Here is a 13,246-nt window from a genome sequence, read left to right as displayed (position 1 = left end):
TGGTATCCAACAAGTCAACTTCAGGCTGCACAAAGTGTCTCCAACTCAACTCAAACTAATTCTGGCTGCGCTGGCGCTCGGTGGCGCGGCCATCGGTGGCGGCGTCGCCTATGTGCTGGTGCAGCCGTCCGCGGACAAGGGCGCGGCGGCGGTGGCCGTCGCCAAGGGCACGCAGCGCCAGTGGAGCGCGCGCGTCACCACCATCGCCGGAGATGGCTTGCCGGGCATGAGCAACGGCAGCGGACGCCGCACCCGCTTCGCCGATCCGTTCGGCGTGGCGCTCGACAAGGCCGGCAATCTGTATGTGGCCGATGGCGGCGACAACAACAGCATCCGCAAGATCGGTCTCGACGGCGTCAGCACCACCTTGGCCGGCGCGGTCGAGGGTTACGCGGAGGGACTCGGCCAGGCGGCCTCGTTCAACACGCCCTCCGGCCTGGCGATGGATGGCGCCGGCAACCTGTATGTGGCGGACACCGGCAACAACGCGATCCGCAAGATCACGCCGGACGGCAAGGTGTCGACCCTGGCCGGCGACGGTCTGGCGGGCGACAAGGATGGCCGAGGCGCGGAGGCGCGATTCAACGGTCCGATCGGCGTGGCGGTCGACGACGAAGGTGTCGTGTACGTCACCGATACCTATAACGACCGCATCCGCCGCATCGCGCCGAACGGCGACGTCACCACCATCGCCGGTGGGGGCCGCGCCGGCAAGGCCGACGGTCCGGCCGCGCAGGCCTTGTTCGACTTGCCCACCGGACTGGCGGTCGCCGCCAACGGCGATCTCTTTATCGCCGATACCGGCAACCACGCGATCCGCAAACTGGACAGGAACGGCGTCGTTAGCACCGTCGCCGAGGCGAAGGAGGACGAGCGGGCGTCGCTGCTGCGGTCGCCGGTGGCGCTGGCGTTGACGGCCGACGGCTATCTGTATGTGGGCAGCAATTCGCACGGCCGTCTGGCGCAGATCACGCCGGCAGGCGAGGTGCTGACCCTGGTCGATGTCGATCGCACGCCCGAGCCGGGCTACGGCCCCGACGGCAGCGTTCGTCTCTATGCGCCGCGCGGCATCGCGGTGGCCCGGGACGGTTCGCTATTCGTGACGGATGGCGCCACGTATCGCTTGCATCATGTGGGCGCGGCGGTGGCGGGCCAGCCGGCCCCGCCGGACGAGCCGGCGCCGGCCGAGCCGTCGCACGGCGCGACCATGCTGTGGCCGGTGAAACCGCAGAACAAGGCGCACGAGGTGGTCGGATTGATGGGCGAGGTGCGCGGGGATTTCAAGGGAGAGAGCCGCCATCATTTCCACGCGGGGCTGGATGTGCAGGCGGCCATCGGCACGCCGGTGCTGGCGGTCACGGCCGGCAAGGTCACCGATCCGCGCGCGGCGTGGGGGTATGGCGAGCTGTCGGAGGGCATCGCGCTCAGCGGCTTGCAGTACATCCACATGCGCGTGGGCCGCGATGGGCGTGACAAGGTGATCGATCCGCGGTTTCAGGTGTTGAAGGATGAGAAGGGCGTGCCGGATGCGGTGCGGGTCAAGCGCGGCACGCGTTTCATCGTTGGCGAGACGCTGGGCACCGTCAATCGCATGGCGCATGTGCATCTCGACTACATGCCGAACGGCGACGCGCTCAATCCGCTGAGCCTGCCGTTTATCGATCTGGAAGATACCATCGCGCCCAAGATCCAGAGCGTCACGTTGAGTGACGCCGGGGGCAAGCAGCTCAAGGAGATGGCCGGCGGGAGGTTGCTGGTGCGGCGCGGTCTTGGCGAGGTGCAGATTGTCGTGGATGCGTTCGATCAGATGAACGGCGTGCAGGCGCGCCGGAGGCTGGGGTTGTTCAAGCTGGGGTATCAGTTGCTGAATGCGGAAGGGGAGGTTATTCCGGGGATGGAGCAGCCGGTGATCACGCAGTTGTACGACAGGATTCCGCGCAATCGGGAGGCCGTCAAGCTGGCGTATATGGAGGGGAGTGGGATCACTGTGCATGGCAATGCGGAGACGCGGTTTGCGTACGCGATCAACAATTCTCTCATGCACGGCAAGCTGACGCCGGGTGCGTGGAAGGTCGGCGCGCTCGGTCCGGGCAACTACACGTTGCGCATCACCGCCGAGGATTATGCAGGCAACGCGGCGGTGAAAGGGCGCGACCTGGCGATCACGGTCGAGTAAGGTGGCGATGATTCGCGACCACGGTTGATACGCTCTGAAATACCGGCCGATTGCGCTGTGCCATTCGCTCCTGGGTTGCGCGGATGCGGCCAACCACCACGATCAATTCTAAAACACGTAGGGCGGATTAGGCGGAACGCCGTAATCGGCCATGCATGCGTCGTCGGCGGCGCATACATGGCCGATTACGCTTCGCTAATCCGCCCTACGTGTCTCCGTTGTGGCGCAGGCGCAGGCGACGCCGCAGGCGGTAGTTGTCGACCGCTAGCGCGATCAGCGCGATCAGCGTTAGCGCGCCCAGCGCTTGCTCGCCCAGATAGTGCCAGAACGCCCACGCGAAGCCGGCGCACGCCAGCGCAGTCAGTATCAGTAATAGATCGTCTCTCATGATATCGCTCACCGCTGCATGGCCGCGTATTTGTGCGTCGCCCTGCCGGCCATCTTGGGCCGGTAGATGCCCGGCGCGCGGTAAAGTTCCGCCGCCAGCCACGGACGGTGCAGGTGGTGCGTGCGCGCATATAACAAAACATCGGCGACGCTGGCGCCCCCCGACATCGACCGTCCCGTCGCCACGGCCAAACTGCCGATGCACGCGCCGGCGTAAAACGCGGCCGACAAGGTGCCGATCATCCCCAGCTGTTCCAGCCGCGTGCCGGCTCCGATGAGATCGGCGATGGTGGCCGTCTTGCCGAATTTGTCGATGCTCGCGAGCAGCACCGTGACCGTGGTCAGGCTGCTCTGCAGCGTGCCGAACAGACTGTCCGGCGCGGGCAGCCCCAGCGCCTCCATGTTCTCCTTGAAATACCGATGGAAATCCGACATCGCTTTTCTCCCCGTAGCCGCGCTCTTGTCAAATTGATCTCAGTCGCCAGCATACGGGCGCGCCGCCGCCGCGCGTTTGACGCGCGTCATCGGGCGCACGTTTGCGCATTGGCGTTGACAAAAAAAGTTTATCGGAATATATTTTCTGCAGGAATTGGAATCGTTTCCAAATCTATCCAGAAATAGTGTCCGGACAGGGATCCGGACCGGCAAGGGGACTGTAGTGACTAGCAAAACGCCTCGTAGCGAAGGCGCCCGTGCGCCCGTTTTTTTTGAGCATGGCGCCGCGTTCTTTCCCTCTCGCCGCAACGCAAGCGCCGACACCGACCGTGCCGGCATGGAGCGGGCCGGACCATTGTCCGGCTCGAATTTGAGGAAGTATCGATACGAGGAGTCATTGTGAATAAACAGAAATTCGTTCTGTCCGCCGTCGCCACCAGCATCGTGCTGGCTTACGGCGCGCCGGTGTCGGCCAGCGTCACCAGTCCCGTCATCGGCACGCTGTTGTGGTCCGAGGAATTCAACGGCGCGGCGCTGAACACGACCCTGTGGAACACCTACGATGGCAACGGCTGCCAGATCGGCCTGTGCGGCTACGGCAACCAGGAACTGGAATACTACAGCCCCAACAACCTCTCCATCGTCAACGTGCCGTTCGAGTCGAACACGCGCGCGCTGGCGATCAAGGCGCAGAACCAGACCGTCGGCAGCAACGTCTTCACCTCCGGCAAGATCGACTCGGCCAACAAGGTGCAGGTGCAGTACGGCATGATCGAAACGCGCATCGCCACGCCGCTGCTGGGCCTCGGCCTGTGGCCGGCCGCGTGGATGCTGGGCACCAGCCCGCAAGTGTGGCCGCGCAAGGGCGAGATCGACATCATGGAAATGGGGCACAAGGCCAGCAGCCGGGCCGCCGCCTCGCCGACCCCGGGCATCGACAACTTTACCGCCTCCAACGTGATCACCTGGCAGCAGGCCGCCTGCGTGCCGGGCAACGAAAGCTGCGCCGCCTCGACCGCGTGGCAGACCAAGAGCTGGTACACGCCGGGCCAGTCGCTGGCCAACCGCTTCGTGATCTACCGCTTCTACTGGACCGAGTCGCAGATGCGCTTCACCGTGGTCGACAACGGTGTCGAACACGATATGTACAACGGCCCGCTGCCGGTCAACTCGACCGCGCTGCAGGCACCGTTCTACCTGCTGTTCAACCTGGCCGTCGGCGGCAACTTCACCGACGCCGCCACGCCGGCGCAGGTGACCGCGCCGCTGCCGGGCACGATGTACGTCGACTACGTGCGCGTCTACCAGCTCGACGGCAAGGGCTCGGTCAAGCTCGGCAATCAGACCGTGCCGGAAGTGGGAAAATTCGGCGTGTTCACCGACAACACCGTCGTCAACAACAAGCTGGTGGCCGGCACCACGTCCGACATTTTCGTCTGGAACAACGCCTCGGTCTCGGCCGGCAACCTGCCGCCGTATGAGGGTAGCAACTCGATGTCGTGGAGCTACAACACGCCGGGTCAATGGTTCGGCGGCAGCGTGCAATCGCGCGCCGTGCGCGACTTGAGCAACTTCCGCAACGGCACCGTCAAGCTCAAGATCAAGATCCCGGCCAATGTCGCCTTCACGATCGGCATTGGCGACACCTACACCAACCAGCACTCGGTCAAATTCCCGGCCAACGCCACCACCTACGGCCTGGTGCGCAACGGCGACTGGGGCACCGCCACCATCCCGGTGGCCGACCTGGCCGGTCCGTTGGTCGCATTGCAATCGGTGGCGGACGTGTTCCAGATCGCCAGCGACAGCACGGCCCTGCCGACAGCCGCCTTCCAGATGGCGATCGACGACATCATCTGGGATACCGGTGTGCCGACGCCAACCCCAACGCCGATACCGACGCCTACGCCGACACCGACGCCTACGCCAACCCCAACGCCAACCCCAACGCCGACTCCGACGCCCACGCCCACTCCAACGCCAACGCCAGCCGTCACCCAGACGAGCGCGACGATGTTGAAGTTCGCGTGGAACTCATCCGCCTGGGCGGACGTGCATTACACCGTCAACGGCGGCGGCCAGATGAATGTGCGCATGACGCAAAGCGGCGGCGTCAACAGCTACACCGCCAGCGGCCTGAAGATCGGCGACGTGGTCCGCTACAACTTCACGTACTGGGACACGGCCAATAACTACGCAGTCGACACAGCCCAGCAGACCTACACGATGAAGTAAAAACCCCCCCCGGGGTCAGTGCCGACATTCAGACACGAGCTAAGCCATACAGCGGTTCAGTTCGTGTCCGAATGACAGACTTGACCCCGCGGTTTGCATTCGGATATGGGCCTTGTTTTGGACGAGCGTAACGTCGTAGCCCAGAACACGAGTGCCGCCGCACTGACGGCACCACCCAGCGCACACACGCCGGTCCAGCCGGCACGCGCATAAACCGATGTCGCGGCGATCGCGCCGCTGCCGCTGCCCACCGCGTAGAACAGCATGTAGCAGCCCACCAGCCGGCTGTGCGCCTCCGAACTCGTCCGGAAAATCATGCTTTGATTGGTGACCTGCAGCGCCTGCACGCCAAGGTCCAGCATCAGGATGCCGATGATCAGCGCCGTCAGCGCAATCGGGCCGCTGCTCACGCCGAACAGGCCCAGCGGCAGCCACGCCAGCAATATCAGCAGCAATCCGCCGCCGCTGGTCCTTTGCGCCCAGCCGCGATCGGTCCATTGTCCCGCCCGCGAGGCCGCGAGCGTGCCGGTCAAACCCACCAGCCCGAAGGCGCCGATGGCCGTATGCGAGTAGCTGTACGGCGGCGCGCTGAGCGGCAGCACCAGCGCGCTCCACAGGATGCCGAACGCGGCGAACATCAGCATGGCGATCGTGCCGCGCACCTGTAGCACGCGGTTATGCCGCAGCAGTGTGACCATCGAAGCGATCAACTGCGGATAGGGCAGCGGCCGCGCCGTCGCAGCCAGTACCGGCAGCGTGCGCCACAGCAGTAGCGCCATTGCGATCATGGCCAGCGCCGAGCTGGCATAGACGGCACGCCAGCCGGCGACGTCGGCGATCAGCCCGGCTAGCGCGCGCGCCAGCAGCAGGCCGGCCACCACGCCGCCTTGCGCGGCGCCGACCACGCGGCCGCGCTCGGACTCGGCCGAGGCGCTGGCGGCGTAGGCGATCAGGCCTTGCGTCATGGCCGTGCCCAGCATGCCGACCGCCAGCATGCCCGCCATCAGCGCGGTGGCGCTTGAGGCCAGGCTGACGCCGGCGAGGGCGGCCGTCAACGCCAGCAATTGCGCCACCATCAGGCGACGTCGCGGCAGCAGGTCGCCCAGCGGCACGAGCAACAGCAGGGCGAGTACGCTGCCGACTTGCGTGATGGTGATAACGCCGCCGATGGCGGCGCGGCCTATGGCGAAGTCGGCGGCCAGCGCGTCGAGCAGCGGCTGGGCGTAGTAGACGTTGGCGACGCTGAGCCCGCTGGCGCAGGCGAACAGCGCGACCAACGAACGGGACATTTGGGGCATGGTTATCCTTGTCTTAACCCGCACTGCCGGGCGGGGTCGTACCCTGATGGGTACGACCCCTAAGTGGCGAAACATGCGTATCGCTCAAAGCACGCTGGGTGGGTCTAAATGTGGTTGCAAATCAAAACCAGTTGAAGTCTAGCCATTCTGGTTTTAAAATGCAACCAAAGAATGCGAGGACATGCACATGGCAAAACGTAAGTCGATGCAGGATGACGCCTGTCCGGTGGCCCGCTCGCTCGACCTGGTCGGCGACCGCTGGTCGATGCTGATTGTGCGCGACGCCTTCGACGGCATCAGCCGCTTCAGCGATTTCCAGCGTAACCTGGGCGTGGCGAAGAACATCCTGTCGGACCGGCTGAGTTCGCTGGTCGAGGAGGGCGTGCTGACGGTCCAGCCGGCGTCGGACGGCACCTCGTACCAGCAATACGTGCTCACGCCCAAGGGGGAGAGCCTGTTTCCGGTCGTGGTGGCGCTGCGCCAGTGGGGCGAGCGCCATCTGTTCGCCAGCGGCGAGCCGCATTCGCTGCTGGTCGAAAAGGCCAGCGGCAAAGCGGTCGCACCCATGCTGCCGTACGATCACGCCGGACATGTGCTAAAACCTGCCCACACCGTGGTAAAGAAAATCCCCCCGCAATGAACAAATCCGCCGATTATGTCGCCCTATACAAATGCATCTATACACCGCGACGGATTGGGGTAGAATTATTTGAACGGTCGTGCTTTTCAGCGGCGAACCACATGGAGACAGCATGGATTTGAATTACACGGCGGCGGACTTGGCTTTCCGCGACATGGTGCGGGCTTTCCTCGACGCCAACCTCCCGGCCGACTTGCAAAAGAAGGTGCGCAACCATCTCCGCCTGGGACGCCGCGATTACGTCCGCTGGCACCAGATCGTCGCCAACCAGGGCTGGGCCGCGCCGTCGTGGCCGGTCGAATACGGCGGCCCCGGCTGGACGCAGACGCAGCGCCACATCTGGGAAGAGGAGTGCGGCCGTGCCGGCACGCCGCCCATCCTGCCGTTCGGCGTCAACATGGTGGCGCCGGTCATCATGGCCTTCGGTAACGACGCGCAAAAAGCCTACTACCTGCCGCGCATCCTCAGTTGCGAGGACTGGTGGTGCCAGGGCTACTCGGAACCCGGTTCCGGCTCCGACCTGGCGTCGCTCAAGACCACCGCCGAGCGCGTGGGCGACCACTACATCGTCAATGGCCAGAAGACCTGGACCACCTTGGCCCAGCACGCCGACATGATCTTCTGCCTGGTGCGCACCGACAGCACCGTGCGCAAACAGGAGGGCATCTCCTTCCTGCTGATCGACATGGACTCGCCGGGCATCACCGTCCGTCCGATCATCATGCTCGACGAGGACCACGAGGTGAACGAGGTCTTCTTCGACAACGTCAAGGTGCCGGTGCAGAACCTGATCGGCCAGGAAAACAAGGGCTGGACCTACGCCAAATATTTGCTGGGCCACGAGCGCACCGGCATCGCGGCGGTCGGCCGCTCCAAGCGTGAGCTGCTGTTCCTGAAGAAGATCGCGTCCGAGCATTTCAAGCACGGCAAACCGCTGCTGCAGGACCCGGTGTTCGCCGCCAAGGTCGCCAACCTGGAGATCGAGCTGATGGCGCTGGAGACGACGGTGCTACGGGTGATCACGCGCGAGTCGCACACGCCGGGGCCTGAGGCGTCGCTGCTGAAGGTGCGCGGCACCGAGATCCAGCAGATGCTAACCGAGTTGATGGTCGAGGCGCTGGGGCCGGACGCCTTTGCCTTCGACACCGACTACCTGGAGGGCCGGTCCGACCATGCCGTCACCGGCGACGACGCCGCAGCGCCGCTGGCGGCCTACTACTTCAATTTCCGCAAGACGTCGATCTACGGCGGCAGCAACGAGATACAGAAGAACATCATCACCCAGATGATTCTGGGACTGTGAGGGAACGGCATGGATTTCAATTTCAAAGAAGAGCAGTTGCAGTTCGCCGATGCCCTGCGTCGCTGGATCGACAAGGACTACGGTTTTGAAGTGCGCAAGCGCATCGTGCATTCGGCCAGCGGCGTTTCGGACGTCGCCTGGGACACGCTGACCGAATTAGGCATGCTGGCCTTGCCGGTGCCGGAGGCGCAGGGCGGCTTCGATGGCAACGCCGTCGACATGCTGGTGGTGATGCAGGAGCTGGGGCGCGGCCTGGTGGTCGAGCCGTACTTTTCCACCGTGTGGGGCGCGCGCTTCCTGGCGCTGGCGGGCAACCAGCATCGCCTGCTGGAGGATGTCGCCAAGGGCGAGCTCAAACTGGCCTGCGCGCTGGGTGAAAAACAATCGCGGCACGACCTGGCCGACATCAAGACCATCGCCGGCATCAATGGCGAAGGCTATCGCATCGACGGCACCAAGACGGTGGTGATCCACGGCGGCCAGGCCGACGCCTTGATCGTCTCGGCCCGCAGCGCCGGCGCCCAGCGCGACGCCAACGGCATCAGCCTGTTCGTGGTGCCGGCCGACACGCCCGGCGTGACGGTGCGCGACTACCGCACCATCGACGGCCTGCGCGCGGCCACCGTCCAGTTCAGCCATGTGGCGGTGCCGGCGTCGGCGCTGCTGAGCAAATTGGGTGGCGGCTGCGACATGCTCGACGAGGCGGCCGACTACGGCACCGCCTTGCTGTGCGCCGAGGCGCTGGGCGTGATGGACGCGTTGTTCGCGTCCACGCTGGAATATCTGAAGACGCGCAAGCAGTTCGGCACGCCGATCGGCAGCTTCCAGGCGGTGCAGCACCGCATGGCCGACATGTACATCCACCTGGAACAGGCGCGATCGATGGCGATGCTGGCGGCGGCGCGCATGTCCTGTGGCGATATCGAGGAGCGGCGCCGCGTGGTGTCGGCGGCCAAGGTGCGCATCGGCCACGCGGCCAAATTCATCGGCCAGCAGTCGGTGCAACTGCACGGCGGCATGGGCGTGACCGACGAACTGCCGGCGGCGCATCACTTCAAGCGTTTGACGACGATCGAGGCGACGCTTGGCGACGTCGATCATCACCTGGAACGGTTTATCGCACAGCGCGGATTCGGGCAGCATTCATGATGCGCGCTGTTCGTTTATTCGCGGCCGCTTGCGCCGCGCTGCTGATGCACGCCGCCGTCCATGCAGCGGAGGACTGCGTGGAGCCGACGCCGGACCCCACCAACACCTACGACGCGCAGCACACCTACGAGAAACTGGCGCCGAAGTATCCGTCGATCCGCATCGCCAGCGCCAAGGTGCCGGCCGACGTGCGGGTGGTGGCCGATCAGACGTATATTCAATATGGTACGCATTGCCTGAAGCTGGATATGTATCTGCCGGCGGACGCCAAGCAGGATTTGCCGGTGGTGGTGTTCGTCCACGGCGGCGGCTGGCGTTCCGGTTTCCGCTCGGAGTTCGTGCCGATGGCCTTGCGACTGGCGCGTAACGGCTATGCGTCGGTCACGATCAGTTACCGGTTGGCGGGGGAGGCGATGTATCCGGCGGCGGTGCACGACGTGCGCGCGGCGGTGCGCTGGGTGCGCGAGCACGCGGGCGAGTACGGACTCGATCCGAGGCGCATCGCGTTGGCGGGCGGTTCGGCCGGTGGACAGATCGCCAGCCTGGCCGGAGTGACCGGGCATATGAACCAGTTCGACCCAGGCGCTGCGACCAGCGATGTGTCCAGCGCGGTGCAGGCGGTGGTGAATATCGATGGCTTGTCCGACTTTACGTCGGAGGCGGCGCGGGTGAATGAGGACGATCCGAAGAAGCCTGTGTCGGCTGCCGGGTATTGGTTCGGCGGGCGCTATGCGGAGAAGGCGGCGTTGTGGCGCGAGGCGTCGCCGATCCAGTATGTGAATTCGAGCATGCCGCCGGTGCTGTTCATCGGCAGCGCCCAGCCTCGCTTCGCGGTCGGCCGGGATGAGATGGTCGAGAAGATGACGCAGCTGCGCGTGCCGAGCAAGGTGGTGCTGCTGCCCGATACGCCGCATTCGTTCTGGTTGTTCGACCCGTGGTTGCAGCCGACGGTGGATGTGACGGTGGCGTTTTTGAACGCGCAGATGCCGTCGCGGCAGGCCAAGCGGTTTTCGCGGAAGGCGGAGTAGGGGCGCCAGTCATTCACATATATGCACTATCCAGGGAGGTCACTAATGCCTGTCTTCACGACGGATCAACTGATCTGCGAGGTTAGCGGCGTAGAGGGTTGCACCGCGCCGAATCAAACGCTTTGGATTAGCGAAGTCGGAGAACTTACGCAGTTTGGTGCGTTCATTGAAGTCCTTCAGCCAGGGTGCAGATCCTCGATCAAGCATTGGCACAGTGCGGAAGACGAGATGGTCTATGTTCTTGCCGGTGAGATCACTGTAGTTGAGGGCTTGTCCGAGACGCTCATGCGTGCCGGTTGCGCCGCTACTTTCAAGGCTGGAGTGCAGGTCGGGCACTATCTGGAGAATCGGAGTTCTTCTGAAACGCGTTGCCTGGTTGTTGGAACCCGAGCACCGGTTGATCAAATCACCTACCCGGAGCACGATCGCATTTGTTTGCGAGATCGGTCGCTGTCGGACGACATATGGACCGACTTTGCTGGGCAGCCTGCGTCCAGCCCGTACTAGAGCCTTACCAAGCGGTGATCGAGTGGTTGTTTAGTGAGAATGTGTGTATTTCCGCCGCTGGTACAACTGTTATTGTGGCAACCTAGTCCGTCAAATAAGCGATGCCATTGCTATGACTATTGCCAAGTACGTCTTGCCATTGCTCATGGCAGTCACGCTCGTCCCCGTCGACGCATCCGCAAACGACCCGCAAAAGGTGGTCGTTAAGGGAAAGCGCGATCCCTCCACCGTTGTGATTAAAGGCGTGCGCGATCCATCGGCATGGTTCCGGATCGAGAGCCAGCATATGATCGTTTATTCAGACGACGACCCGGATGACGTCATTGAGCTGGTCAAGAATTTGGAACGGCTCGATTATCTGCTGCGCTTGTACCTGAAGCCCTTCATGCAGGGGCAAGAAACAATCCCTAAGCTGACGTTGTACTTCCAGGGACGCGTGAGCTGGCCGCCCGAGATGGACGAAAATCCTGCTTCGGCCCTCGGCATGGTCAATAGCTGTGTATCGGCAACTCAAGGGTTTCTTTACGGTGCGGGAAAGAGTTGGAAGTTGGATAACGCGTCGCTGCTGCACGCGGAAGACGATTACACGCTGATGCATAGTCTGTGGCTTTATGCCGAGAATTTCTTGTACCGCCACACGCGCATTAGGGGGCCTGTGTGGTTCATGACCGGCTTCGCAGCGTATTTCGGCGGCGTGCGCTTTACCGATACGCAAATGGCGATAGGGCGCGATGCGGGTACTTCATACAATCTGTTGCAGAGTATTGACGACGGCCGGGAGAGAATACGTCTGTCGTTCGACGAGGTACTACGTTTTAAACCATCGGCCAAGCCTATCGTGGCCCAAAGTCCCGAGTATTTTGAACGATGGGAATTCATGGGGCGCTCCTTTAATCTCATGCACTACATGCTCTCGTCGGAGAACAACCGCGGCAAAATGGTGAAGTACCTCGAGGCCGTCAACGGCGGCAGCGATGTCGCCGATGCGTTCACCGAGCTGTTCGGCCTATCGGGTCGCGATCTCGACGTGGCGATGTGGCGATACCGTCAAGCGTCTCTGAACATCCTTCGGATCGATGTGCCTACGCTGCCCAACGCCCACATCGATTTCACCCGCTTGAGCCGTATCGAGGGCGAATTCGTACTCGACAACGCTGTGCTGAAGACTTGCCCTGCGCCGCCCCAGGGCAAAAGGCTGCTAGCGCGTCTGAGGGGGACCGCAGCGAAAGCGCCCGCCGTCGATTTTGCCCAGATGACCTTGAGCCGCGCCGAGATCGACTGGGGCGATCCGCGCGCCGCTATCGACTACCTGACACGCGCCCGGGAGAACGATCCTTACAATCCCGAGGTCCATTATCTGTTGGGGCTGGCATATGCGAAGCTGGCGGAAAGCGCCGGCTCGAATAGGCAGGACTTGCTGGCGTCGGCACGCGCCGGCTTGACCCAAGCCGCCGTCCTTGAGCCGGACGCGCCCGAGATATCGTACGCGCTGTTCCGCGTCGAGCTTCTTGGCGCGGCTCCGACCGAAAAAGACGTGGCCAAGGCGATCAACGTCTGGCGTCATGGCTACGACGTTCCCGCATTTACGCGCATGGCCGCGCTGGCCCACGCATGGTTGGGCGACGCCGCCGACGCCTATCAGGCATTCAATACGCTGATAAGAGACGGGCGGAATCCCGAGAACGCCGCGTGGGCGGCAACTTGGCTGGCCAGATTGGAAAAGGGCGTGCCGCAGGACGAGCTGCTGACGGCGATGCGCGGGGAAAATCCGGCGCCTCACAGCTTCAAGTCGTGGACGATCGGCGGCCGGTGAGCCAGCGGTTGTTAGGCTGGATAAACAGCTAATCGGCGAAATGAATTTCGTCTCATATACTTTTAAGGCAGGGCACGATGAAGATAGATTCCTGGTCCCAACTAGGCAGAACTTGTTTTTTCTTTCTCGGCATGGCGGTGGGAGGAAGGGTAATCCCCCCATTAATGATGCGCACCAGAAGTAGAGGCTATGCGGCGAGGGCCAATTTCTGAATCGGCGTAATGCCGCCGAGTGCCATGTGTGGCCGGTCGTGATTGTATGTCCATAACCAGCGC

Annotated in this window: 12 protein-coding genes; 8 read left to right on the top strand and 4 right to left on the bottom strand. The window is 63.4% G+C overall.

What is annotated here, in order from left to right; all coding sequences use genetic code 11:
* Positions 1 to 34 precede the first annotated feature (34 nt).
* On the top strand, positions 35 to 2,176 hold the full coding sequence (locus MRBLMU1_RS21645; RefSeq protein WP_363505556.1) for a gluconolaconase: 2,142 nt from the start codon (positions 35 to 37) through the stop codon (positions 2,174 to 2,176).
* Between the two features lie 205 nt (positions 2,177 to 2,381).
* On the opposite strand, the gene MRBLMU1_RS21640 is transcribed toward MRBLMU1_RS21645, so the two are convergent.
* Positions 2,382 to 2,564 carry a hypothetical protein gene (locus tag MRBLMU1_RS21640; protein ID WP_363505553.1) on the bottom strand — a complete coding sequence of 61 codons (183 nt, stop codon included), beginning with the start codon at positions 2,562 to 2,564 and terminating at the stop codon, positions 2,382 to 2,384.
* A gap of 8 nt (positions 2,565 to 2,572) precedes the next feature.
* Complete coding sequence (locus MRBLMU1_RS21635; RefSeq protein ID WP_363505550.1) at positions 2,573 to 2,998, bottom strand: hypothetical protein; 426 nt, start codon at positions 2,996 to 2,998, stop codon at positions 2,573 to 2,575.
* Positions 2,999 to 3,397: 399 nt separating this feature from the next.
* Here MRBLMU1_RS21635 and MRBLMU1_RS21630 point away from each other — a divergent pair, with 399 nt between their 5' ends.
* Entirely contained in the window at positions 3,398 to 5,233 is a 1,836-nt protein-coding gene (locus tag MRBLMU1_RS21630; protein WP_363505547.1) for a glycoside hydrolase family 16 protein, read from the top strand.
* Between the two features lie 56 nt (positions 5,234 to 5,289).
* On the opposite strand, the gene MRBLMU1_RS21625 is transcribed toward MRBLMU1_RS21630, so the two are convergent.
* Entirely contained in the window at positions 5,290 to 6,537 is a 1,248-nt protein-coding gene (locus MRBLMU1_RS21625) for an MFS transporter (protein ID WP_414646111.1), read from the bottom strand.
* A gap of 181 nt (positions 6,538 to 6,718) precedes the next feature.
* On the opposite strand from MRBLMU1_RS21625, the gene MRBLMU1_RS21620 reads away from it, so the two are divergent.
* From MRBLMU1_RS21620 to MRBLMU1_RS21595, 6 genes are all read left to right on the top strand, one after another.
* Complete coding sequence (locus MRBLMU1_RS21620; RefSeq protein ID WP_363505544.1) at positions 6,719 to 7,171, top strand: winged helix-turn-helix transcriptional regulator; 453 nt, start codon at positions 6,719 to 6,721, stop codon at positions 7,169 to 7,171.
* 112 nt (positions 7,172 to 7,283) lie between these two features.
* On the top strand, positions 7,284 to 8,474 hold the full coding sequence (locus MRBLMU1_RS21615; protein ID WP_363505541.1) for an acyl-CoA dehydrogenase family protein: 1,191 nt from the start codon (positions 7,284 to 7,286) through the stop codon (positions 8,472 to 8,474).
* A gap of 9 nt (positions 8,475 to 8,483) precedes the next feature.
* Positions 8,484 to 9,623 (top strand): acyl-CoA dehydrogenase family protein, encoded by a 1,140-nt coding sequence (locus MRBLMU1_RS21610; protein ID WP_363505538.1) that lies wholly within the window; start codon positions 8,484 to 8,486, stop codon positions 9,621 to 9,623.
* The gene (locus MRBLMU1_RS21605) at positions 9,620 to 10,651 is read left to right on the top strand and encodes an alpha/beta hydrolase (RefSeq protein ID WP_363505535.1); all 1,032 of its coding nucleotides are present in this window, start codon (positions 9,620 to 9,622) and stop codon (positions 10,649 to 10,651) included. The genes MRBLMU1_RS21610 and MRBLMU1_RS21605 overlap by 4 nt, the downstream gene beginning before the upstream one ends.
* A gap of 21 nt (positions 10,652 to 10,672) precedes the next feature.
* Positions 10,673 to 11,158, top strand: coding sequence for a cupin domain-containing protein (locus tag MRBLMU1_RS21600; RefSeq protein ID WP_363505532.1), 486 nt, complete (start codon positions 10,673 to 10,675; stop codon positions 11,156 to 11,158).
* Between the two features lie 112 nt (positions 11,159 to 11,270).
* On the top strand, positions 11,271 to 12,971 hold the full coding sequence (locus MRBLMU1_RS21595) for a tetratricopeptide repeat protein (protein ID WP_363505529.1): 1,701 nt from the start codon (positions 11,271 to 11,273) through the stop codon (positions 12,969 to 12,971).
* A gap of 187 nt (positions 12,972 to 13,158) precedes the next feature.
* On the opposite strand, the gene MRBLMU1_RS21590 is transcribed toward MRBLMU1_RS21595, so the two are convergent.
* A partial coding sequence (locus MRBLMU1_RS21590) for an integrase core domain-containing protein (protein ID WP_161051113.1) occupies positions 13,159 to 13,246 on the bottom strand: 88 nt, incomplete at its 5' end.

It is taken from the genome of Burkholderia sp. LMU1-1-1.1 (genome assembly GCF_040675865.1).
Taxonomy (GTDB): domain Bacteria; phylum Pseudomonadota; class Gammaproteobacteria; order Burkholderiales; family Burkholderiaceae_D; genus Rugamonas.
The sequence above is the reverse complement of the archived record's forward strand: the minus strand, read 5'-3'. Positions and strand labels throughout refer to the sequence as shown.

Bases quoted from the DNA above. Each gene is read 5' to 3' on its own strand.
- MRBLMU1_RS21635 (WP_363505550.1), bottom strand. From the start codon at position 2,998: ATGTCGGATTTCCATCGGTATTTCAAGGAGAACATGGAGGCGCTGGGG.
- MRBLMU1_RS21640 (WP_363505553.1), bottom strand. From the start codon at position 2,564: ATGAGAGACGATCTATTACTGATACTGACTGCGCTGGCGTGCGCCGGC.
- MRBLMU1_RS21600 (WP_363505532.1), top strand. From the start codon at position 10,673: ATGCACTATCCAGGGAGGTCACTAATGCCTGTCTTCACGACGGATCAA.
- MRBLMU1_RS21610 (WP_363505538.1), top strand. From the start codon at position 8,484: ATGGATTTCAATTTCAAAGAAGAGCAGTTGCAGTTCGCCGATGCCCTG.
- MRBLMU1_RS21620 (WP_363505544.1), top strand. From the start codon at position 6,719: ATGGCAAAACGTAAGTCGATGCAGGATGACGCCTGTCCGGTGGCCCGC.
- MRBLMU1_RS21595 (WP_363505529.1), top strand. From the start codon at position 11,271: ATGACTATTGCCAAGTACGTCTTGCCATTGCTCATGGCAGTCACGCTC.
- MRBLMU1_RS21605 (WP_363505535.1), top strand. From the start codon at position 9,620: ATGATGCGCGCTGTTCGTTTATTCGCGGCCGCTTGCGCCGCGCTGCTG.
- MRBLMU1_RS21615 (WP_363505541.1), top strand. From the start codon at position 7,284: ATGGATTTGAATTACACGGCGGCGGACTTGGCTTTCCGCGACATGGTG.